Here is a 23,456-nt window from a genome sequence, read left to right as displayed (position 1 = left end):
TGAAAATTCAGATATTTAAAAAGAAAAAGCTCTCACTTATGGGAAAGCTTTTCTAAATGTTTAGCAATATCTACATACATATCGGAATACGTTGTATGTACGTCACTGCTTGGGGCAGCGTTAGATGAAAAATGGACAATGACCATGTTTGTTTTTGGGTCGATATACAGGCGTTGACCATAACTTCCAAGCACCTCGAAGGCACTGTGTTCATTATGAGGAATCCACCATTGATTATGATATGAAATAGATGCCCCTTGCTCAATTGCTAATTCACCTTCGCGTACGCTTTTGATATTTTCTGAAATAGAGGAGGGAAGAACTTGCATACCATGATATTGTCCGTTATGTAACAACAATTCCCCAAACTTTGCCATATCTCTTGCCGTTGCATTTAAACCAGCGCTTGCTTGTTCAATTCCAGTTTCATCGGTAACATAATAAGCATTTTGTTCCATACCGATTTTTGACCAAATACGTTCGCTTACATTTTCAGTTAAAGACTTGCCAGTGATTGTTCGTATAATCCATGCAAGTGTTTCAGTAGAACCATTATTATAAGAAAAAGTAGTTCCGGGCGGGGCAGTTTCTTTTGCCTCACGTAACATATCATAAATATTCATCGGACCATCATAATTCAAGCGGCGCGGTAGCATATTGCTAGCTAAATACAATTGTGCATCTTGGTTTTCTAGCCCTGGCTGTCTAAATCGATGCGTAGGATATTCAACAGACACTTGCATGTCCATTAATTGCTGAATTGTCGCTTTTCCAAATGGGGTGCCTTGCAATTCTTTCACATATGTTTCGGCAGTTTGATTTGCATCGATGCGTTTTTCTTCTATAAAAGATTGAATGAGTGCACCGGTAAATACTTTCGCTAAAGATGCCATTCCGTGTGGTGTATTTGGATTGTATCCATTAAAATAGCGTTCGTAAACAAGCTTTCCATTATGCACAACAACAAATGCATCGGTTTTATTTTCATCTAATAATTCCTTTAAAGGAATATCTCGTCCCATTTTTTGTTTGATAGAGAAACGATCTAAGTTTTGTAGTGCGATAGGGAAGTGCGTAATTTTGTTTGGATCATTATGTACTTCATGGATAAGAGCCAATTCTTTCATATTTGTATAGGACCAACGTAAGTATGGGTCTTGTAACCAATTTTCTTTTGTTACAGTATCTTTAGAAGGCGTTATTTTGTTGTGTTTAAAAAAAGTAAATCCAAGTCCTGTTATAATAAATAACAGTGTGAGAATAAGCAATAAAAGGGGAGATTTTTTTACATTCATGGATGTACCTCCTTATCATTTCTATTATAAGTATACGCCTGTTATTTTTAAAATACAAAATAAGGAAAGTAAACAGAGAAGTTTACTTTCCTTATGAGTGTTAAGCAGACATTTGTCCGTCTGTACGTTGTTTTTTGAATTTCTGTTTTCTACCATGTAAAACGTAATAAATAAGCAATGTAAATGCCACGACAATCGCAGCGATGAAATACATATTATGATAACTTGATCTTGCAGCTATAATACCTAAAACGGAAGAACCAATCCCAATACCGCTATCAAAGAATGAAAAATACGTAGCTGTTGCAGAACCACGGCGATGATTTGGAGCAGATGAAACGGCAATTGTTTGGAAACTTGGAATCAGTGTTCCGTACCCTAAACCGACTAACATACCTGCACCAAGGAACCAAAATGATGTTTGAGCTTGACTTAAGATGAACATTCCAACTGTGAAAACAATAATAGAAGGATACACGAGCATATTCTCACCAAAACGGTCAAACATCTTTCCAGTAAATGGACGAGATAACACAACAACAAGTGCATATAAAATAAAGAAATAACTTGCCACTTCTTCTAAACCAAGCTCTTTTGCATAAATGGGAATAAAGGATAAAATACCACTATACGAAAATGCTAGAATAAAACCTGTTAGAGCGATTGGAATCGTTGATGGTTCAATGAGATCTTTCCATTTCATTTTTTGGCGATCTTGTTTCTTTAGTGGTTGTTCATGTGGAATCTTTACGAGTAAACCAAGGAAAAATGCAAATAATGCAAATATAGAGCTAACCATAAATAAAACAGTAAATGAAAAGTGTGCAATAATTGTTAAACCTAAAAAAGGACCGATTACCATCGGCAAGCTCATAAATACACCGTAATAAGCAAGTGCTTCACCACGGCGGTGTGGTGGTGCAACATCTGTTACGATCGTACCTGTAGCTGTTGTTGCCATCCCGAATCCAATTCCATGTAGAAAGCGAAGGGCAAGCAATAAAAATAAACTTTGTGTACCAAAGTACATAACCGTAGCGGCTAAAAATAGAGAAAGAGATATAAATAATATTTTCTTTCTTCCTAAATCATCAAGCCATTTTCCCGTAAAGGGACGACATAATACAGAAGAGATAAGGAAAACGGTTGCGACTAATCCGATTTCTTCTGGTTTTCCTTTCAGACCATCAATGACATAGACAGGCAAAGTGGTCATAAGCATGTAAAATGTTAAAAAGATAAATAGACTACTGAAACAAGTTCCAAGGAAGTCCTTGGTCCAAAGTCTTTCACTTTGCATTATCATCCCTCCAATTTAATTATCTAGATTTTGAATAATCGTTTGTAGTACTTGAAATGTTCGGTACATCTCTTCTTTACTAATATTCTGCAGAGCTTTCTCTTCGAAAGCAGCAACTTCTTGTTGCCACACTGGAATCATGTCTAGTGCGGTTTCTGATAAGGAAATAAGCTTTTCTCGGCGATCTTTTCCTTCTGTTCGAATAATCCAGCCCATAGATTCCATACGTGTTAATGTACGAGTCATTGTTGGAGATTCAACATTTAAGTATTGACATAGTTCCCTTTGTGTGCAAGGGCCTGTTTGATGAATGCGGAAAATGACAGCCCACTGTGCACTAAATAAACCTGTAGATGATACATGTTCATTAAATTTCTTCGTAAACTTACGAGATGTTTGACTGACAACATGAAAAAAGTGTTGTTTTTCGTCCATTTATTTAATCCTTTCAAATTAGTTACCTAGCTAACTATATACTCTTTTATCAAAATTGTCTAGTGATGGACATGTTGTTTTATGTAAAATTTTTGTATAGATTTTATATTGAGAACATATATTCTACATGTTATTCTAAATATAAGTTGGAATTTTCTTTCTATTAAAAATGAATGGGGGAACTTGTGATGCCTAAGCCTGCAACAATGGAATTTGTCTCGTTATCCAATGGGGAAACAATCGCATATCAAGATGTTGGAAGGCAAAATAAAGAGATACTTGTACTCATTCACGGAAATATGACATCCTCGCAGCATTGGGATTTAGTTATAGAACAACTACAGAATCAATATCATATTTATGCGATTGATTTAAGAGGATTCGGACAATCCACATATCATAGACCAATCGATTCTTTACAAGACTTTGCAGATGATGTGAAGTTATGGATCGATGAACTACAATTAAAAGAGTTTTCATTGATGGGTTGGTCGATGGGAGGCGGGGTTGCAATGGAATTTGCAGCTTCCTATAAGGAGCTGGTTAAGAAACTTATTTTAGTAGAATCTGTTGGCATGAAAGGATATCCAATCTTTAAAAAAGATGTGAATGGGCAACCAATTGTATCTACATTATTAAAAACAAAAGAAGAAATCGCGCAAGATTCTGTTCAAATTGTGCCTGTTTTAGAAGCGATAAAAAAGATGAACAAGCTTTACTACCGAACGTTGTGGAATATGTTAATTTATACACATAATCAACCAGATCCAGAGCGCTATGAAAAATATTTAGATGATATGTTAACGCAGCGTAATTTCATTGATGTCAACTATGCTTTAATTACGTTTAATATTTCAGATGAGCATAATGGCGTAGTACCAGGAAATGGTCATATTCATCATATACAAGTACCAACGCTTGTCTTACAAGGGGATCGGGATTATGTTGTCCCGCAAGTAGTGGGAGAAGAATTGGCGAAACATCTTCCTCATGCAAAGTTAACGATATTAAAAGATTGTGGGCATTCCCCATTCATTGATTGCTTAGATGAATATATTCAGCACGTAACAAATTGGTTAAATGGTAAATAAATTCTTCCAGAAGGTACGAATGATACATATACTGTAGTATTTGTATCAAAGGAGGAATAATATGATACCGCTTAAAATGCATGAACCTTCTCTTATATTTCAATCTCCTTATGATGGACATTCGTATAAAAAAGTACTGATTCATCCGACATATATGCAAGTGGTTGAACCGCCGTTCTTTCCATATTCGTCAAGTTACGTTCCTTCATTTGTTCCAGCGCATCCTGTTATATATGGTTCGGCAGTATATACAAGTCCTTTTTATAAACATTTTCATCATATTATAAAAGCAAAAGTGTGGGATGGGTAAGAAGTGAGAAGAGACATCTTCTTGCTTCTTTTTTCTTGTTCGATTTGTACACGTTGCTGTGAAAACAGTTTATAATAAGCTTTGGTGAGTATGAAAAGGGGGAGGGAAGAGAATATAATGCGATTTACATTTTGGATTATGGTGGGGATTGTTGCAATTTCTGGTTTGTCACAAGGGATGTTATTACCAGCTATCGCAATGATTTTTGAACAAGAGGGAATTCGTTCTAGTTTTAATGGTCTTCATGCAACCGCGTTATATATCGGAATTTTATTTATTTCACCATGGCTTGAAAAACCGATGCAACGATTTGGAATGAAGCCGGTGATTGTAATAGGTGGATTTCTCGTTATTATTTCATTATTCCTTTTTACACAAATATTTTCATTTTGGGCATGGTTTATTCTTCGTTTTTTCGTTGGGGTAGGAGATCATATGCTTCATGTTGGAACGCAAACGTGGATTACGACAACTGCGGATCGAAATAAAATCGGAAAACAAGTGTCTATATATGGAGTCTTTTTCGGGATTGGATTTGCAGTCGGTCCGTATTTAGCTAGCACCGTCCAATATGGACTCGCAACGCCATTTATTGTATCAACAATTCTTTGTTTAATTGGGTGGTTACTATTGCTTCCGACAAAAAATGCATTTCCGATACAAGAAGAAGATGGAAAGGATGGTGGGACATCCTTCTCACGTTATAAACAAGTCATTCTTTTCGCATGGATTGCATTAATAGGACCATTAGCATACGGTGTGTTAGAAGCCATGCTAAATAGCAACTTACCAGTATATGCACTTCGAAAAGGATGGTCTGTATCCGATGTGTCGTTCTTATTACCTGCATTTGCAGTCGGAGGGATTATTACACAAATACCACTTGGTATATTAAGTGATAAATATGGAAGAGATCGAATTTTAACGTGGACTTTCAGCATGAGTACAATCATTTTCTTCGTTGCGGCTTTGTTTGATGAGTATTATTGGATTGTATTTGGGTGTATGCTTCTAATTGGGATGGTAATTGGATCTTGTTTCTCATTAGGACTCGGATTTATGACAGATTTATTACCGAGACATTTGCTGCCCGCTGGAAATATATTATCCGGAATTTCCTTTAGCATAGGAAGTATTTTAGGTCCTGTATTAGGAGGCGTATTTATTGAGAAAATACAGTATACAAGCTTTTTTATAGCCGTTATGATGATAATGGCAGTCATTGCACTTTTATATATCGCATATATGAAAAATCAATTTGCATCAAGAAAAATAGAAAGTAGGTTAGGACATGACAAAACAACCTAAAAAGAAGAAATTTGAAGTACAAGAAAATGAAACCATTACAGACTGTTTAGCACGTATGGAACAAGAAGGATATGCGCCATCACGCCGCATGGAAGAACCGATCTTTCATGAAGTAAAGAAAGATGGAAAAATAGTTGTAGAACCATGCGGGAGAAGAATTGTGTTTGAAGGGAAGTTGAAATAAGGAGAAGGCTTGTGAAAGTGTATGGAGCTTTAAAAGTCTAGCTTTTTTCGGAGTGAGAGATCACTTCGATTTTTTTCGTTATCATCTAATTTATAAGAACAACTCTTGCATTCCATTTCGTAGAACGGAATACGATAAAAATATTCTATTTTAATAGGTGGTGAAATAGCTATTATTTTTTGATAGAATATCCATATGAAATTACTTATATAAGAAAAATTTTGAAAATAATTACAAGGTGGACTATATGTAAAATATCGAAAAAATAATTATTTTATAAAGGAGGAAAAACATGGGGGAACATTTGATAGATTCTATTGGTAACTTTCTTCATATTTCCTATACAGATAGTGAAAGAAAGCGGGATAATTACGATAAACTGCATGGATATTTAAAAGCGAAAGAAAGTAAACTGAGAACTTTAATCGAGGAAGCGGAATCAGCAAAGCGTAGTTACGAGGAAAGCAGTCATGGATTGCCACAAGATAAAATTCCTGCCCGTGAATTTGAAGCGGCTCGGCACAAGAAAGATTCGGAATTAACCGAGATGGTCAACTATTTTCGCCAAATGCTAGGAGACGTTACGTCTGCTAAAAATAAAGCGTATTACAAGTGGGAGGAATATAAAGCAAAAGCAGATGCAGAAAATAAAGCTGAAGCTGAAGCAACGGCTAATGCGATGAAGAATTTATTTGGAAAATAAGTGAAGATAAAGAAGTATGGAGTACAATGGGGGGATAGAAATGTACAGTAAAGAAATTGAAATTTATGGAAGTGAAGCGTTGAATGCTCTTTCTTATGCTGAGCAAATCGAACAAGGGGTAAAAGATTCACTCCAGCAAGCAAAGGAATTACAAGCATACGTCATAAGTTCACATTGGAATGGAAAAACGCGTAATGCTTTTTTAAGCTATTTAGAATTGTTAATTCAATTTAATACAAAAATGGCAGAAGCACTTGAAGGACATACGAAAGCACTGAAAGAGCTTGATGAACACATTCAATCCTTTACAAATCATCCTGAAGTTAAAGAGGTAAAGAAACTGTAAAATAGAACTGGGGGAATGAGGGAATGGTACATACAATTGAAAGTTTTACCCCTGGTGAACTTTATGTATTAGCTGGTGCCGCTGGCATTACATATTTATTTGGTTTACCAGAGCGCGAAAAACTTACTTTAGCAGATCCAGACTGTGTAACAAAAGCGACAGAAAAGTTGAAAGCGAAGGGATTCATTACAGAGGAGAATGGTCTCACACCAACGGCCTTCCAACTTATTGAATTATTAAAAGCGTATCAAGAAAGTAACGAGTACACGCGGTTTAATAACCTTTTAATCGGATTTCTGCCACAAGATCAAGATAGGGTAGCTGTATTGACGGAACAAAAACAAAATGAGGAATACGAAATTGATTACATAGCGAAGCGCGATGTCTATTTCTCATTATTACAACGTGTCCCATTTTTAATGCGAGAACCGAGAGAAATAGAGCATACTTTTTTAACGAATAAAATGACAGAAGAAAAGCAGCGGTTCTTTGAAGAAATGGATTTGTCCAAAAAAGATGTATTGGCCGTTGAAACATTTTCTCGCCCGCGGGATCGGCGACTAGGCAACAAGAGAAAATGGGAATGCTTCTTGTACTTTACGGAGGGAGAAAACTTCATTCAAATTGATATCGAACGTAAGCAGTACGAGTGGGCGAGTCTATATGCTGTGAACAAGAAGTTATACGACGGCTTGAAAATGCCGTATAAAAAGTTAATGGATCCAAGACAATTCTCGTTAGGAGGAATGCGTTAATGGAAGTATCTATGGGCGATGGAGGTACAGGAGGAGCAGGTGGTCATTCAGAAGTATTAGTAAATTTTTCTGAAATGGTTACAATCGCGATGCGCCTTGAAACAATTTATAACATGTATGCGAATGGTGTACAGCAAAGTATTAATAAACTAGCACAGTCACATTTCTATCAAAAAGGTGAGGCAACAAAAGTTACCGATCATTATAAAGACATATTAGAAAAAACAATGGAATTGGCGGATAACTATAAACAAGCTGCAATGGTTGTGAACTATACACTTGAAGAAATGATAAAAAAAGACGAGGAATTACAAAAAATATTAGAAGTTCTTGAATAATCTGGATACGGAAGTAGGGGATGGAAAAGAGATGGATGTGCATTATAAGTCAAAGCATTGGCAACAAATGAAAGATGGGATAAATGAGATTACAAAAGATGCAATCATGAAATTACGGCAGGCAGATGAACTTTTAGAGGATATACAAGAGCGAATACAAGACTTAGATTCAGATAGATGTATTGATTTTCATCATAGAAAACAAGAAAAGAAAATAAATACATTACTTGAGGATTATACAACGCTGCAAAAATATTGTGATAAAGCAGGACAGATTGTATATGAACATATAGATGAACCGTTCTATAAAAAGATGGATGAATTTGCTCAAAAAATGAGAGACATATCCATTCGAGACTTTCAAACAAAAAATCGAATTGGTGCCAAAGCGAAAACAACATTACCAAGTAGCCATGCGTATGGGGTTCCGCAAACAATTACGACAAAAAAAGAAAAAATAACAGTAGATGACATTTTCAAAGATTCGCTGGCCTTTGATCACGTACTTCGCGCGCAGTATAACGAAGTCAAAAAGCAAAATCCAGATGCGAAACTAAACTACAAAGAATATCGCCAACTAGTCCCATCTATGCGAGGATTTGAGTATACCTCTATAGAAGACGAACAGAAAAAATTAGAAACATGGCGTGATGTAGCAATCAGCGGAACACTTATCGTCACGACGATCTTCTGTCCGCCACTTGGAATCGCAGCGTCCGTTGTATACGGTGGCTTGCAAGTAAAAAGTGCCATCGAAGGGGAGGACTGGGGGACGCACCGAAAACTAAGCAAAGAAGAACAAGTAGAAGATGGCTTTTTCGGAACACTCGACCTTATGCCAGGACTCGGTTTAGCAACAAAAGCATTCAAAGGAACAATCGACATCGGTCTTCTTACAAAACTCACAAAATTGAAAGAAGGAATCACTGATCTCAATCCAAGTATCGGAAAAAATGTGGTACAATCGTTAAAGGATAATGAGACGTTACAGAATGCATTCCATACATGGAAAAAAACGAAAGTCCCCGTAGCAATCAGGTCAGCAGACACTGGAATGGGAATAAAAATTCCTTATATAGAACGTTCAACTGTTGGAGAAATAGCAGAAAACTTTGCAAGAGTACGAAGAGCCGCTAAAGATGATGCTTATCAACTTGCGAAGGGGAATGGTGGTTCGGGAGTTAAGGGTACGGGTAATGGTAAGCATTTAAATGATGTACCTAAAATAAAAGAAATTGAAGTGAACTTTAATAGAAATGTAAAACATGATTCAGAAGAGTTTGCAAGACAATTAAAAGACCAAGAAAAAGGTATGAATGAGCTTACAGTTGATGAGTATTTAAAAAATCGTGAAAGATACATAGCACAGGGGCGAGCTATTGAAGGTAATGCTGCTCAACAAGCTGCTAGAGAAGAAGCTTATGTACAAAAGGTAAATGAACTACAAAGAGAAGGATTAACGTTATCAAATGCCAAGAAAAAAGCCAAAGAATGGTTAGATACTCAAGCTGCACTTCACAACCCTGACCAGATAGCAGGTGGAAAGGCAGAAATAATAGGGGGCATGGGAGATAAAAGGATTAATTCTTCTATAGGTAGTCAATGGCGGTATAGAATTGATATTGTTGATGAACAAATTAAGGAATTAGCCAAAAATATGACACCAGAACAATTAAAAAATACTTATTTGAATGTAAAATTAACACATTAGAGGAGGAATTTAAATGGAACAATATTTAAAAGATTTTAAGTTGCATAATAAAGTTCCGAGTGAAATCATTGAAAAGTATAAACATGTAGTACCTAATGAAATAATAAATTTATGGAGTAATTATGGATTTGGTACATTTATGCAAGGGTATTTTAAAAGTGTAAATCCAGAGGAATTTAAAGAGATTTTGGAGGAGAGTAGTCAAAGATATAAGGATTCAATAGTATTGTTTGCTACGGGTATGGGCGACTTGGTTATTTGGTCAGATGGTTATGTTAGATTACTTAATTACAGGTATGGTATAGTAAAGACCATTATGTTTACATTTGAATTTTTCTTTCAAAATATTGCTGATTTAGAATTTAGAGATGAAGATTTATCTTGGCAACCTTATCCCGAAGCGCTTAAACAATATAATGAGTTAGATTACGAGGAGTGTTTTGGTTATACACCTCTATTAGGTTTAGGTGGAGCAGAAAAAGTAGAGAACTTAAAAAAGGTCAAATTGAAGGAACATATTCTTATTATTACTGGTTTTATGGGACCGGTACAATAATAGAATAAGTAGATATCCTATTACTAGGTAAATAGAGATATAGGATTCGTTCTAATGATTTAGATTTACTACTTAATTTATATTTTACAGGCGGATATGATAACGAAACACATTAATGCATATATAAATCAATGAAAAACAAAGTACATGTGAAGTGGATAGAAGAAATAATAGGATGTTTGAAAATGCATACTCCATGATGGTTGTACCATCATGGAGTACTGTGTGCAATGAAAGAATAGAAAACGAAGTACGAGCTTAGGCGAGATGACATTTTACTGGGCGATGAATATAAACACATGGAATGGACATAAAACTAACGAACTCGTACAAACTCGTAATTTTTAACGTATTGTTTGTCACGATATATAAAAGGTGTCAGATTGTTACTATAAAACTTACAAAATTAACGATACTTAAAAACATATGAACTGAAAGCACTTGATTGTCAACTAAAGGCAACAAGTGCTTTCTATATTTTAGGATCAAAACACAAAAAATATGATAATTTGAAAAGTGCACGAAATTAGTTTTCATCCAAATATATAATTATTCTAAGATAGAAAAAATGCATACTCGACCGCATGTATTTTTCCACTATCCAAAAACCAAGCAGGAACCAATATACAGTTTAGATCTTAAAGGGATTGACGAAGATGAGACTGATCGTCGATGAAATGGTATCGGATATATCGGTCATTATGAAGGTCAGCTAGGATAAGCGATTTACAAGTGGAAGAAGAGCGTTTTGCTTGTTTTTCTTCCTATAAAAAAGACACCCGCAGGCGCCTTTTCTTTTTCATTTGATGATTCTATTTTTAGTAGAATGACCGCTTATTTTTTAGCTTCAAAAAAATAAACAAAAGGTTTTTCTTTATTTTTTTCTTTCACTATAACAGCTTCATCTTGTTGTTCGGATTTTATTGTAACTTGAATTTTCGCATCTTTAGGTAACTTTTCTAACATACTTTCAGACACGACTTGTGTATAAGCAAGTAACTCTGATTTACCATTAAATTTAATTACAGTATCTAAAGTGAGTGTATCTAATTTCTCATTATTATAAGTTACAACAGCTTTAACAGGATAATAATCTTTTTTATAGAATTCACTGATGGCATCGTTAAATTCATCTAATTTTTTCTTATCTGTATCATGTGCTTTTTGAAACTCATCAGAAGGATAAATAAACTTTTGTTCGTGCATACTAGTCCATTGTGCTATATTTTTTTCATTTTGTTGTACGGTTGTACTAGAAATAAACACACCTGGTTTTATAGATGTTGTTGGTTCTTGTTTGAATACAGCAAATGTGATAGGAACATTTTTGAAATTTTTATTACTATGAATAAGCTGTAAAACATGATTTGACATTTCGGTTGCTTTTGTCATAGCCTCCTCATTTGAATGGTCAGCAGTCATAGCTAAACCGATTATGATGCCTGCTAAGCTTAATTCTCCTGCATCTTTTCTTGTAAAATAATCATGCTCTATAATGTTAGATACGTATGGAACTTCTTGCTTTTTAAGTAATTCATGTATCTTTTTTTGAGAAATAAATTCCCCTCTTTGTAGATAATGAGTTTCTCTATCGAATTGTTTCGATGCAATATGAAATAAGCCTTCTTCAAAGGCAGTTACATCTAATTTGGAATTCGTAGCTTGATTGATTTCCCCGCCTAAAATCTGTTCATTCAAAGGAATGACAGTTTTGAAGTAATTGTCAGAAACATTATACTTTGGAATGATCTTTTTTTCTTGGTGCTTTTCCGTTACTACCTCTTCTTTTTTTGTACTTATACTACAGCCGCCTATTGATAAGCTCAAAGAGACTAATAGTATTTGTAAAAATTTTTTCTGCATATTTTATAACCACCTTCAAAATGTAACGCTTTCTATATTATAAACTAAAATCTTAATGAAAGGATTAGAAAAAACAAATATTATTTCGTAAAGCTGATGCGAATATTTGGGCTTGTGAAAGTTGTATGAATGAAGTAGTAAGAATCATGTCACCATTTTAAAATGACATAGAGAAGGCAGGGGAGGGGATACACGAAGTATATAAAAGCATCGTAACAAAATCGTTAGAGTTAAATGTATAGCAACTTGGAATGACGAAAACGATCAGCATAAGTAAGGAGAAAGAAAAAACCCTGTAAAGGGAACAGGGTTTTTACAAAGATTTTTCAGTTAAGGGAACATATGACCTTGCAACGATATCATATCATGTGTCAGTATTATAGACTTGTAGATGTTTTGACAATTTTGAGAACAAAAAGAATCGTTGCGGGGTTTATTTGTTTTTATAGTTTTAGAAAGTTGGAATTAAGACCAAATCCAGCGGTCACTCTGTACATTTGATGTTTTCGTTTCAGTTATTTTTTCCATATTTACTTCGTCCGTTTCAAACTGATCACTTCTGAACCATTGCATGATGTTTTTTACTTTTACTGTATCGCCAATGTTAAATTTATTATTCGATGTTAAGGCAACATGTACTGTCAGAGGGTTTCCTTCCTTATTTGGGTATGTAACTACTACAAAATTTTGTGATTCATTTGTATCATAAGGGAGGTTATATTGTTTTGTAATTGTACCAATTACATATGTTGGTGTACCTTGTTGATTGTAATGAATTCCCGGCGTGAATGAATCATCTTCGTTCACTTTTTCTACTACATTTGCTCTCATATATGTAGCCATATTTCTCCATAGTGTACCAGTTGCTTTTACTGTATCACCTACTTTAAATGTATGAGTTGGGTTGTCCAGTATAATTTGAATCATATGATCCATATGGTCATTATATTCTTTAGACTGAATATAAATTGCACCATCTACCACTTCGACAATACGCCCTTGAATTGTATCTAATTCAACAGAAGCTGCACTAGCTTTTGGAATTTCTAAACTTGATACATTTACACCTGCAAGTGTTGTAAGTCCTAACGCACTAGCTAAAATCACTTTTTTAATATTCATTTTATAACCTCTCTATTCGTGTTGTATTTGAAGGCTGTTATGTATTTCTATCAACCTGTAATCATTATAGTTACAACCAAGGGAAATATCAACTATATTTTTTATGTATTTTTACATATCACTAAATTCTAAAATTGAAATAAAATGTTACAAAAGAGAGATGCAGTTCCTTTTCATGATTCATTGTACTTTGTTTAAATTTGAAAGATGTAAAGAGGACTATTTTTTAGGTTAACAGCGTGTTTATAAGGTCTTTTTAGTGCGATTATGAGTAAATATCCCTACATGTTTTTACTCAAAATAATTTTAATAAAAAATAAGCAAGTTTTGTAATTTGTTACATATATTTTAGTGAAAGGCCTTTCACCATTTTATCACCTAGGGGGCAATCATAATGAAATTTTTGTCTTACCTTACAGCGGTTTTGGTGATTTTAGGCGGTTTGAATTGGCTAGGTGTGGCATTGGATTATAATGTAATTGAGAATTGGTTTGGATCTATGCCAGCCCTTGTTGATACGATTTATTGGTTATTTGGTCTTTCCGCTCTTTATCAAATTTATGATCGGTTCTTTACGAATAGTTAGCGACTTTTATATAACTAGAGTGTTAGGTAGGAGGAATGGCCTAACACTCTTTTTTGTATGTTTATGAATCGTCCGCATCTGCAAACGATTCCAATGCGTCTTAAGTTGTAATGAAGCGAAATGAATTGACTGAATATTCTATATAAGTTATAATTCAGGAAATTTTAATAACATAGAATGTAAGAAAGTAGGAGGTCATCTAGGTGATGAAGCGGGGGTATAATTTTTCAGCAGGGCCATCAGTGCTCCCTTTGCCAGTATTAGAAAAAGTGCAAGCGGAGCTTTTAAATTATAATGGGACAGGTATGTCTATAATGGAAATGAGTCACCGATCTTCATATTTTCAAGAGATTCTCGAAGAAACAAGTAGTCTGCTTCGAGAATTAATGCATATTCCAGATTCATATGATGTTTTATTTTTACAAGGGGGAGCATCTTTACAATTTTCAATAGTTCCACTGAATGTAATGAATGAACATAAAAAAGCCGGATATGTACTAACAGGAACATGGGCTAAAAAAGCATTGCAAGAGGCGAAAAAAGTCGGAGAAGCTGTTGTTGTCGCTTCTTCTGAGGAAGATAAATTTACGACAATTCCTTATATCAGTGCTGCCATGATTCCTTCAAACTTAGACTACATACATATTACAACGAATAATACAATCGAAGGAACAAAGTATGTAGAAATACCACAAGTTGCAACCATTCCGCTTGTTGCTGATATGTCTTCTAATATTTTATCGGAAGAATATGATGTGAATCAGTTCGGGGTAATTTACGCAGGAGCACAAAAAAATCTAGGCCCTGCCGGATTAACAATTGCAATTGTGAAAAAGGAGCTAGTGGGGAAAGCAAAGGCTTCTTGTCCAGTTATGTTAAACTACGAAACTTATAGTAAAAATCATTCTTTATATAATACACCTCCGTCTTTTAGTATTTATGTGACAAAGCTCGTATTAGAATGGTTAAAAGAACAGGGCGGGGTATCGGCAATGGAACAACAAAATAGAAAGAAAGCAGCACTTCTGTATCAATTTTTGGATGAATCACAATTATTTACTTCACCAGTTGATCCAAAATATCGTTCCCTTATGAATATTCCTTTTACAACACCATCGGAAAAATTGAATGAACAATTTTTACAAAAAGCAAAAGAAATGGGACTTGTAACATTAAAGGGGCATCGTTCTGTCGGCGGTATGCGAGCAAGTATTTACAATGCAATGCCGATGGAAGGAGTGCAAAAATTAGTAGCGTATATGAAGGCTTTTGAGTTAGAGAATAGATAGGGGGATGGGGATATGTTTCATATTCAAATATTGAATCAAATTGCTGAAAAAGGTTTACAAGTTTTTGAAGCAGAACGATATAACATCGGACAAAGAATAGAGGACCCTGATGGAATTTTACTTCGCAGTTATTCTTTACATCAAGAAGAGTTTTCAAAGAACTTAAAGGCAATTGCAAGAGCGGGAGCGGGTGTAAATAATATTCCTATAGATCGATGCACAGAAAAAGGTATCGTTGTATTTAATACACCAGGTGCAAATGCGAATGCAGTGAAAGAATTGATACTGGCAAGTTTCATTCTGTCTTCTCGAAATATTATAAATGGAGTTAGCTGGACAAAGGGGTTAGAGGGAAAAGAAATTCCTCAGCTTGTTGAAGCAGGAAAAAAACAGTTTGTTGGATCGGAAATCGCCGGAAAACGATTAGGAGTTATTGGTCTTGGGGCAATCGGTGCACTTGTTGCGAATGATGCGCTATCTTTAGGAATGGATGTTGTTGGATATGATCCTTATATTTCAGTGGAAACGGCATGGCGTTTATCTACACATGTGCAAAGAGCGTTTAGCTTAGATGAAATTTTTACAACGTGTGATTATATTACATTACATATTCCTCTTACAGAGCAAACACGAGGAATCATTGGAGAGCATGCGGTTCGTATGATGAAAAAAGGTGTGCGTTTATTCAATTTTTCAAGAGGAGAGCTTGTTGATGAGACGGCCTTAGAAAAGGCTTTAGAAGAAGGAACGATCAATCATTATATGACAGACTTTCCAAATGAGAATGTCATAAAGATGAAAAATGTAGTTGCAACGCCACACCTTGGCGCTTCAACATATGAATCGGAAGAAAATTGCGCTGTTATGGCTGCGCGCCAATTGCAAGATTATTTGGAAACAGGAAATATCCGAAATTCAGTTAACTATCCGAATGTAGAACTTCCGTATGTTGGCAAAAAACGGATTACGATTATGCATCAAAACGTTCCGAACATGGTTGGACAAATTACAGGGTGCTTAGCGGAGCATCATATTAACATTGCGGATATGATTAACCGTAGTAAAAACTCTTGGGCATATACAATGATTGATATTGATAATGGAATGGATGATAGAATGAAGGAAAATATTGTTAAGAACATAAGGGGAATTACAGGTGTTGTAGCCGTTCGAATGATTGTATAAAGGGGAGAGGAAAATGGCGACAATTCGACCATTTCGGGCTATTCGTCCGGTGCAAAATAGGGCAGCACAAGTTGCAGCTTTACCATATGATGTATTAAATAGTGCAGAAGCAAGAGAAGTGGTAAAGGGAAATCCATATTCGTTTTTACATATTGATAAGGCAGAGATTGACTTATCAATATCGATTTCCCCATACGATGATAGCGTATATGAAAAGGCGAATGAAAATTTACAGCGTTTAATCAGGGAAGGGATACTGACGCAAGATGAAGAGCCGTGCTTTTATATTTATCAGTTGACGATGCAAGGAAGAAGGCAAGCTGGACTTGTCGTTTGTACATCCATTGATGAGTATATGGATAATACAATAAAAAAACATGAACGAACTCGTCATGATAAAGAACAAGATCGCATTCGTCATGTAGATGCGTGTAATGCAAATACGGGACCGATTTTTTTAACATATCGTGCAAAAGAATCGGTCACAACATTACTGGTACATTGGCAAGAAAATCACGTACCAATGTACCGATTTACTGCAGATGATGGGGTCGAGCATGTAGTATGGAAAATCGCAGAAGTAGATGTTATTGCTGCGTTGATACAATCTTTTGAAGAAATTCCTGCTTTATATATTGCGGATGGACATCATCGCTCGGCATCCGCTGTTAAAGTAGGACTCATGCGTAGAGAGGAACATCCCAATTATACAGGAGATGAAGAATTTAATTTCTTTTTATCAGTTTTATTCCCTCATGATGAATTATCAATCTGGGATTATAACCGCGTTGTAAAAGATTTAAATGGCTTAACCGAAGAGCAATTTTTACAACAAATTTCCCAATCTTTTTATGTGGAAATAGCACATATATCGCCACTGAAACCAAATAAGCGACATACATTTGGCATGTATATGAATCGAGTATGGTATGAGTTAACTGCGAAAGAAGGAATAGTTGACACTCAAGATGTTGTGAAACGTCTAGATGTCGCGATTTTACAGGAGCATGTATTAAGTAAAGTATTGCAAATTCATGATCCACGTACAGACGCGCGCATTAACTTTGTTGGTGGTATTCGTGGACTAGAAGAACTCGAGCACCTTATAGATGGTGGTACGTATAAAGTTGCCTTTTCATTATATCCAACATCAATGGAAGAGTTATTAGCAATCGCAGATGCTGGAGAAGTAATGCCACCAAAATCAACATGGTTTGAACCGAAACTTCGCAGCGGGATTTTTATACATTCATTAGAATAGAGTAGAGAAGACGTGCTCACCATATGGAACTGTACTCTGAATTATAGTTTTTTTCATGTCTATGATTCGAGGTACAGTTTCATTTTGCTAAGAGGTATCTTCGCTGCTCTATTTTTATTGCGGTTATTTCTATTTGTATTGAAAGGCGGCTAATTATACTACTGTTAAATTTCTATTCATACCATTTCGTTTAAAGGGGATTATTTCTTAAAAATTAAAAGTCTTTTAATAATATATTTAAAGCTTTTGACTTGATCCGTTCGTACTCCATGGCTCCAGCCAGTTCTTCAGCAAGTAATGGTGTTTTTCGAACGTATTTTTCACGAATTACATCATATAATTCATATGGAAATAGCATATCTATAAACATGATTCTTTTTTGCTCGGCTGTTAACGGAGAGACAGATTCATACGCGTTAATCATAATATTAAATTGATCTTCGTTCCAAATACCTGTTGTATCTAATAATGGAATAATCATTTTCCGCAAATCGCGAATCGGAAGATCATAAGAAACTGTGTCTAGATCGATTACCCAAATTTGATTGTTCGGGTCTAGTAAAGAGTTTCCGGTTCCGTAATCTTGATGACATAAGTTAGGGGATGATTGTAATTGTTCGGTCCATTGTCCATATTCAGATTCTAATAATCGTTGATACGTATGTTTTGCTTCTGTAATAAAAGGGGTAATTTCTGCTAAGTACAATTGTGAAAAAGGATCATCAATTAATGTTGCAGATAGATTTTTCCAAATTTCCATCTGTTGAAATCTCTTAATATAATGATTTGGCCAACGTCCTAGTTTTGTAAAGATAGGTACCCCTGGTGGTGGTTTGTAGCCAATAGATGCTAAATGAAAATCTGCTAATCCCTTCATAATCATTTCAAGATCTTCTTTCATTGTCAGTTCAAATGGTCTTCCTTCAATCCAATCGTAAACAACAAATAGAAATGGACCGTGTTTTGTATAAAGCTGATTCTTTTTACTTGGAATTATACTTGGAACACGCATGCCCTTTTTGGCAAGGTAATCTTGAGCATGAATCGAAAACAAAGCTTTTTTTTCAGGGCGGTGAATTCTTTTTAAGCAAAATGCTCCATTTGAAGTGTGAATTTTCCATACTAGTGCAAGTTGTCCGCCTTGTATTAACTCAATTGTAGTTGGATCAATATCCCAATGTTTAATCATAGTTTCAGCTAACGCCACTAACTTTTGCTCTTCCTCAGGCGATAATATATACCCTTCTTCCTGATTGTAATTGTCCAAATATGTCACCATCCTTTTTATACTCTCTTACTAATTTATGGTGCATGACCACTTTTGTGCTAGCCGTTTGCCTTTAAGCAGAAAAAAGCAATGTTTTTCCCAATTTTAGTCATAAAAATCGAAATTTATCTAAATAATTCACATTCGTAAGGTGAAGTTCGTAACATATGTTGAAGGGGATTGGAGTTTTATAAAAAAGGAGGGGTTTGGATGAAAATTGCGATAATATCTACTGAAAAGTTACCAGTTCCAGCTGTGCGAGGTGGAGCTATTCAAATTTATATAGATTCTGTCGCCACCATTATTGCCTCAAAAGGGAGAAATATAACAGTTATTTCAATAGCAGATCCAGATTTACAAACTGAGGAAACAAAGCAAAATGTACGATATATACGTTTTCCAGAAAATGAATACCTTCCGAGTATAATTGAGCATTTAAAAAAAGAAAAATATGATGTGGTTCACCTGTGTAATCGTCCTAGTTGGATTTCATTGTTATATGAAGTGACACCACAGACAAAATTCGTATTAAGTGTGCACAATGAAATGTTTGCACACGAAAAAATAAGTGATAAAGAAGGAGAAGTATGCATTTCAACTGTTTCAAAGATTGTTACAGTCAGTGATTATATAGGAGAAACGATTACTTCTCGCTTTCCAACAGCAAAATCTAAGACACAAACAGTATATTCAGGTGTAGATGTGAATCAATATGATCCATCCTGGACAATGAATGGAAAAGAACTTAAACATTATGTACAAAAAGAGTTACAGTTGCAAAATAAAAAAATTGTTCTGTTTGTTGGACGTTTGAGTAAAGTGAAAGGTCCTCATATTTTGTTGCAAGCTCTTCCGAAAATCATTGAGCAGTATCCAGAGATTGTAATGGTTTTTATCGGTTCAAAATGGTTTGGAGATAACAATGTAAATAATTACGTGAAGCATTTATATACATTAGGAGCGATGTTTAAAAAAAATGTAGTATTTATTAAATTTGTAAAGCCAAAAGATATTCCAACTCTCTATGCTATGTCGGATATTTTTGTATGTTCTTCCCAGTGGCAAGAGCCACTTGCTAGAGTACATTATGAGGCAATGGCTGCTGGTTTACCAATTATCACAAGTAATAGAGGTGGAAACCCTGAAGTAATTGAAGAGGGAAAGAATGGCTATATTGTTGATGATTTTGAGAATCCTGATGCATATGCAGAAAAAATTATTCATCTATTGAGTAATGAAAGCAAAAGAGAATATATGGGGAAATATGGACGTTTAAAAGTTGAAAAAGAATTTAGTTGGAATCGAGTTGCTATGAATTTATTAGAAGTCTATGAGGGAGTTTTATAGTTTTTAAGAGGAGATGAAGAATGTTGGAAGAAACAGCTGCATTAGAGCGAGAGCATTTAAGTAAGGTACTAGGTTTTTATCCATTTGAAATTAATAATATTACCCTACAATCAAGTAGAAGTGGGAGAACAATTTGGGAAGTAGAGACAGAAGAAGGGATGAAAATATTAAAACAAGCACAGATGAAACCCGAACGGATGTTATTTATTGCTGGAGCACATTTACACCTTCTTCAAAATGGACTACCGATTACGAAAATTCATAAAACAAAAAGGGGCGGATTTTGTATTGGATCCGGGGAGTATGCGTATGTATTATATGATAAATATCAAGGGAAAGAAGTTATTTACTATAATAAAGAGCAATTAGAGAAGGTGCTTATATACGCTGGGAAATTCCATAAAGCATCGGAAGGGTATATTCCACAAATGGAAAGTAAAACACGGAGTCGTTTAGGAAAATGGCATAAATTATATAGATGGAAATTACAAGAGCTAGAAGGTAACAAAAGAATTGCACAATCTTTTCCTAATGATATGTTTTCAACTATGTTTTTAGAGTACGTTGATAAAATGTTAGCACGTGGTAAACGAGCTTTACAAGAAATAGATGAGCCATTTTATAGTCAATGGACAAAAGAAATCATTACAACTAAGGGTTTTTGCCAACAAGATTTCACTTTAGCGAGATTCACAGAAATAGATGATGCGATTTTTATGAAAGAATTACATTCTATTACACATGATTTACCAGTGAGAGATCTACGAATTATTTTAAATAAAGTAATGAAAAAAATGGCAACTTGGGATATAGATTTAGCGATTCATATGCTGAGTGCATATGATTCAGAAAATAGTTTATCAGAAAAGCAATTTCGTGTATTATGGACTGATTTATCTTTTCCTCATTTATTTTGTTCGATTGCACATAAATATTATTTGAAACAAAAACGCTCTTGGTCTGATGAAAAATATATTTGGGCGTTACAAAATATTATTGCGCTTGAAGACTCGAAGGAGGAATTTCTACAACAGTTTTCTGATATTTATCATGAAATCAAGAGTAGAAATGGAGGGAAAATAAAATGAAGCCAAAGCAGGAAGAAATAGTAATACCTATTTTAAATTTAGATAAGTTTGCTTTTTCTCCACCAGGACCAATGGGTTGGGCGCTTTCAGAGTATGAAAAGGCGTTAGAGGAACAAGATAATATTGTATTAGATGAAGCATCTGTAATAGAAAATATAATGTCTATAAAAGAGATAGAGTTAGTAGAATTTCCAACAGTTGGCTTGTTAGATTTAGAAGAACAGAATATGAAAACAACTCAAATTACTAGTGAAGTAATTGAAGAAATAAATAATCCGAAATCTTCCTCAATAACTGAGGAAATCGTTAATACAATAAACGAAGAAGATATTCAAAATACTATAAAGCTAGAAGAAAAACAAAATTCTGTGGTAACTGAATTAAAAAAGAAAAAAGAAGAAATTGAAATTATTGTACCAAAGCAACCGTTAAATGGTCCGTGGATAGCGAAGATAGTAAAAAATAAATCGGAAAAAGAATAGTAAAAAGTCCGCATATAAATCAATCTTTTTATGTATTTTTAACATATTATATATAAATCTATAAAAAGGAGAAAATGATATGGAAGATGTAAAAAAAGCAAAAATAAAAATAGATTTTGAGAATGAATTTACTGTTAATTCAGAAGAAGAGATACAGAACGTATTAAAAACTTTAGCTGAAGTCATTCAATCTGGAGCACATAATGGTATAGAAGTTGAAATTGAATATATCGATGGAACAGAAGTAAGTTTTACTGAAGAAGACGAAGAAGACGAAGAAGACGAAGAAGACGAAGAAGACGAAGAAGATGAAGAAGATGAAGAAGATGAAGAAGACGAAGAAGATGAAGAAGATGAAGAAGACGATGCTTAAAATAAATCCCCCTTCTCAAAGGGGGATTTATTTTATACTACGATGTGAAAGGAAAATGATATTTTAGATAATTTGAATTTTAAAAGAGTATTTGAATTTAGTGGTAGATAAATTAATAGAAGTTGCTGCTTGTTTATATACTTGTTCTAGTCTTTGAGCTGTATGCATAAATGTGAATTTTTTTTCAACAACGCATCGGCCATTTTTAGCAATCCAGTTCGCGAATTCTTGTTGAGATAATAGAGCATTAGTAAGCCTAGTAAATTCTGCTGGATTATTATACTGTTGTACTAATAATCCATTATATTCATCTGTTATAACTTCTGCATTTCCGCCACGATTTGTTGTAATGATGGGAATGCCAGCTGCCATCGCCTCGTAATGAACACGTGCTAACGGTTCATTCCATTGTGAACTACAAATAAATATATCTCCCATTAAAAAAATGTTATGAATTTGATCTGCAGGAATAAATTTGGTGAAAATCACATGTTCTTTAATGGGGTAGGCAAGTTTGTGTAAATCTCTAATATATTTATTCACACCATTATCACTAAACCATTTTCCACCCACAATGACTAGAACAGCGTCCTGGTGTGTTTGAATAATCTCCTTCATAGCTTGAATGAGAATATGGGGCCCCTTATTTTTTGTTAACCTCCCTACAAATAAGATGACTTTCTTATTTTGTATAGCATATTTTTCACGAAATTTATTTCTAATTTCTTGTCCAGTTGGTGTCCAGATAGAAGGGGAATGTATTAAATCTACTCCTGAGTAGACAATTGAAATTTTTTCTTCGGCTTGAGGGAATCTTTTGATTACTGTTTGTTTAATATATTTACTAACAGTTACAATAGCAGTGACCATTTCGATAATAAGATTTCCTTCAGAGAGTGTGATCTTGTGTTCTGCAAACATATCGTTATGGAGTCCAAGTACAAATCGACTATCGGGAGAAGCTTGTTTATATAGTGGGATATTTTTAGGGCGATTAAATACATGTATAATATCAAAATTTTTAGTCGGGAGTATTTTTATAATTTGTTGTTCATATTCCTCTTGAGGAAATCGGATGTAATGGATATTCCCCTTTGTTTCTTGTTTTGGAAGAATCGAATCTGAAATAGAGAAGATAGTAAGTTCATGATCTTGACTAATATAAGGGGAAACACCATCAATCATCATTTGAATAGCACCGCCCTTTACGGCCGGAGACGGTAATTTTTCTGTACATATATATGCGATTTTCATAAACGAG

At 34.6% G+C, this 23,456-nt stretch carries 25 protein-coding genes; 18 read left to right on the top strand and 7 right to left on the bottom strand.

Annotation, left to right across the window (positions count from 1 at the left end; all coding sequences use genetic code 11):
- Nucleotides 1–32 precede the first annotated feature (32 nt).
- The 3 genes from MR058_RS07000 to MR058_RS06990 all read right to left on the bottom strand — a co-directional run bounded on the left by MR058_RS07000 (nucleotide 33) and on the right by MR058_RS06990 (nucleotide 3,030).
- Complete coding sequence (locus MR058_RS07000; RefSeq protein WP_242143280.1) at nucleotides 33–1,295, bottom strand: serine hydrolase domain-containing protein; 1,263 nt, start codon at nucleotides 1,293–1,295, stop codon at nucleotides 33–35.
- Between the two features lie 100 nt (nucleotides 1,296–1,395).
- Nucleotides 1,396–2,595 (bottom strand): MFS transporter, encoded by a 1,200-nt coding sequence (locus MR058_RS06995; RefSeq protein WP_242143279.1) that lies wholly within the window; start codon nucleotides 2,593–2,595, stop codon nucleotides 1,396–1,398.
- A gap of 15 nt (nucleotides 2,596–2,610) precedes the next feature.
- A complete protein-coding gene (locus tag MR058_RS06990) occupies nucleotides 2,611–3,030 on the bottom strand; it encodes a MarR family winged helix-turn-helix transcriptional regulator (RefSeq protein WP_242143278.1) in 420 nt (139 codons plus the stop codon).
- A 173-nt stretch (nucleotides 3,031–3,203) separates the two neighbouring features.
- On the opposite strand from MR058_RS06990, the gene phaZ reads away from it, so the two are divergent.
- The 10 genes from phaZ (at nucleotide 3,204) to MR058_RS06940 (ending at nucleotide 10,332) form a co-directional block, all read left to right on the top strand.
- Nucleotides 3,204–4,121, top strand: coding sequence for an intracellular short-chain-length polyhydroxyalkanoate depolymerase (phaZ, locus tag MR058_RS06985; protein ID WP_242143277.1), 918 nt, complete (start codon nucleotides 3,204–3,206; stop codon nucleotides 4,119–4,121).
- Between the two features lie 61 nt (nucleotides 4,122–4,182).
- The gene (locus MR058_RS06980; protein WP_242143276.1) at nucleotides 4,183–4,431 is read left to right on the top strand and encodes a hypothetical protein; all 249 of its coding nucleotides are present in this window, start codon (nucleotides 4,183–4,185) and stop codon (nucleotides 4,429–4,431) included.
- A gap of 117 nt (nucleotides 4,432–4,548) precedes the next feature.
- Complete coding sequence (locus MR058_RS06975) at nucleotides 4,549–5,739, top strand: MFS transporter (protein ID WP_242143275.1); 1,191 nt, start codon at nucleotides 4,549–4,551, stop codon at nucleotides 5,737–5,739.
- Nucleotides 5,723–5,923 carry an NETI motif-containing protein gene (locus tag MR058_RS06970; protein ID WP_012094558.1) on the top strand — a complete coding sequence of 67 codons (201 nt, stop codon included), beginning with the start codon at nucleotides 5,723–5,725 and terminating at the stop codon, nucleotides 5,921–5,923. The genes MR058_RS06975 and MR058_RS06970 overlap by 17 nt, the downstream gene beginning before the upstream one ends.
- A gap of 292 nt (nucleotides 5,924–6,215) precedes the next feature.
- Complete coding sequence (locus tag MR058_RS06965; protein WP_242143274.1) at nucleotides 6,216–6,626, top strand: hypothetical protein; 411 nt, start codon at nucleotides 6,216–6,218, stop codon at nucleotides 6,624–6,626.
- A 40-nt stretch (nucleotides 6,627–6,666) separates the two neighbouring features.
- On the top strand, nucleotides 6,667–6,972 hold the full coding sequence (locus MR058_RS06960) for a WXG100 family type VII secretion target (protein ID WP_242143273.1): 306 nt from the start codon (nucleotides 6,667–6,669) through the stop codon (nucleotides 6,970–6,972).
- A gap of 23 nt (nucleotides 6,973–6,995) precedes the next feature.
- On the top strand, nucleotides 6,996–7,727 hold the full coding sequence (locus tag MR058_RS06955; protein ID WP_242143272.1) for a DUF5081 family protein: 732 nt from the start codon (nucleotides 6,996–6,998) through the stop codon (nucleotides 7,725–7,727).
- Entirely contained in the window at nucleotides 7,727–8,065 is a 339-nt protein-coding gene (locus MR058_RS06950) for a hypothetical protein (protein ID WP_242143271.1), read from the top strand. The genes MR058_RS06955 and MR058_RS06950 overlap by 1 nt, the downstream gene beginning before the upstream one ends.
- Before the next feature lie 31 nt (nucleotides 8,066–8,096).
- Complete coding sequence (locus MR058_RS06945; protein WP_242143270.1) at nucleotides 8,097–9,776, top strand: polymorphic toxin type 15 domain-containing protein; 1,680 nt, start codon at nucleotides 8,097–8,099, stop codon at nucleotides 9,774–9,776.
- Between the two features lie 13 nt (nucleotides 9,777–9,789).
- A complete protein-coding gene (locus tag MR058_RS06940) occupies nucleotides 9,790–10,332 on the top strand; it encodes a T6SS immunity protein Tdi1 domain-containing protein (protein ID WP_242143269.1) in 543 nt (180 codons plus the stop codon).
- 834 nt (nucleotides 10,333–11,166) lie between these two features.
- Here the strand turns inward: MR058_RS06940 and MR058_RS06930 are convergent.
- A complete protein-coding gene (locus MR058_RS06930) occupies nucleotides 11,167–12,195 on the bottom strand; it encodes a CamS family sex pheromone protein (protein ID WP_242143268.1) in 1,029 nt (342 codons plus the stop codon).
- Nucleotides 12,196–12,660: 465 nt separating this feature from the next.
- Nucleotides 12,661–13,317, bottom strand: coding sequence for an ATP synthase F0F1 subunit alpha (locus MR058_RS06925; protein WP_242143267.1), 657 nt, complete (start codon nucleotides 13,315–13,317; stop codon nucleotides 12,661–12,663).
- 394 nt (nucleotides 13,318–13,711) lie between these two features.
- On the opposite strand from MR058_RS06925, the gene MR058_RS06920 reads away from it, so the two are divergent.
- The 4 genes from MR058_RS06920 to MR058_RS06905 all read left to right on the top strand — a co-directional run bounded on the left by MR058_RS06920 (nucleotide 13,712) and on the right by MR058_RS06905 (nucleotide 17,638).
- Entirely contained in the window at nucleotides 13,712–13,903 is a 192-nt protein-coding gene (locus MR058_RS06920) for a DUF378 domain-containing protein (RefSeq protein ID WP_012094544.1), read from the top strand.
- A 206-nt stretch (nucleotides 13,904–14,109) separates the two neighbouring features.
- Nucleotides 14,110–15,192, top strand: a complete 1,083-nt coding sequence (gene serC, locus MR058_RS06915) for a 3-phosphoserine/phosphohydroxythreonine transaminase (protein ID WP_242143508.1) — start codon at nucleotides 14,110–14,112, stop codon at nucleotides 15,190–15,192.
- A 12-nt stretch (nucleotides 15,193–15,204) separates the two neighbouring features.
- Nucleotides 15,205–16,377, top strand: a complete 1,173-nt coding sequence (locus MR058_RS06910) for a phosphoglycerate dehydrogenase (RefSeq protein WP_242143266.1) — start codon at nucleotides 15,205–15,207, stop codon at nucleotides 16,375–16,377.
- Nucleotides 16,378–16,390: 13 nt separating this feature from the next.
- Nucleotides 16,391–17,638, top strand: a complete 1,248-nt coding sequence (locus tag MR058_RS06905; RefSeq protein ID WP_242143265.1) for a DUF1015 domain-containing protein — start codon at nucleotides 16,391–16,393, stop codon at nucleotides 17,636–17,638.
- Nucleotides 17,639–17,852: 214 nt separating this feature from the next.
- Here the strand turns inward: MR058_RS06905 and MR058_RS06900 are convergent, their stop codons facing one another.
- A complete protein-coding gene (locus tag MR058_RS06900; RefSeq protein ID WP_242143264.1) occupies nucleotides 17,853–18,917 on the bottom strand; it encodes a CotS family spore coat protein in 1,065 nt (354 codons plus the stop codon).
- A 198-nt stretch (nucleotides 18,918–19,115) separates the two neighbouring features.
- Here MR058_RS06900 and MR058_RS06895 point away from each other — a divergent pair, with 198 nt between their 5' ends.
- The 4 genes from MR058_RS06895 (at nucleotide 19,116) to MR058_RS06880 (ending at nucleotide 22,195) form a co-directional block, all read left to right on the top strand.
- On the top strand, nucleotides 19,116–20,252 hold the full coding sequence (locus MR058_RS06895) for a glycosyltransferase family 4 protein (RefSeq protein ID WP_242143263.1): 1,137 nt from the start codon (nucleotides 19,116–19,118) through the stop codon (nucleotides 20,250–20,252).
- A 23-nt stretch (nucleotides 20,253–20,275) separates the two neighbouring features.
- A complete protein-coding gene (gene cotS / locus MR058_RS06890; protein ID WP_277926484.1) occupies nucleotides 20,276–21,340 on the top strand; it encodes a spore coat putative kinase CotS in 1,065 nt (354 codons plus the stop codon).
- Nucleotides 21,337–21,822 (top strand): hypothetical protein, encoded by a 486-nt coding sequence (locus MR058_RS06885; protein ID WP_242143261.1) that lies wholly within the window; start codon nucleotides 21,337–21,339, stop codon nucleotides 21,820–21,822. The genes cotS and MR058_RS06885 overlap by 4 nt, the downstream gene beginning before the upstream one ends.
- Before the next feature lie 79 nt (nucleotides 21,823–21,901).
- A complete protein-coding gene (locus tag MR058_RS06880; RefSeq protein ID WP_242143260.1) occupies nucleotides 21,902–22,195 on the top strand; it encodes a hypothetical protein in 294 nt (97 codons plus the stop codon).
- A 63-nt stretch (nucleotides 22,196–22,258) separates the two neighbouring features.
- On the opposite strand, the gene MR058_RS06875 is transcribed toward MR058_RS06880, so the two are convergent.
- Entirely contained in the window at nucleotides 22,259–23,449 is a 1,191-nt protein-coding gene (locus MR058_RS06875; RefSeq protein ID WP_242143259.1) for a glycosyltransferase family 4 protein, read from the bottom strand.
- Between the last annotated feature and the right edge of the window lie 7 nt (nucleotides 23,450–23,456).

Source organism: Bacillus cereus group sp. BfR-BA-01430, from assembly GCF_022663115.1.
GTDB classification, from domain to species: Bacteria; Bacillota; Bacilli; order Bacillales; family Bacillaceae_G; genus Bacillus_A; species Bacillus_A cereus_BD.
The sequence above is the reverse complement of the archived record's forward strand: the minus strand, read 5'-3'. Positions and strand labels throughout refer to the sequence as shown.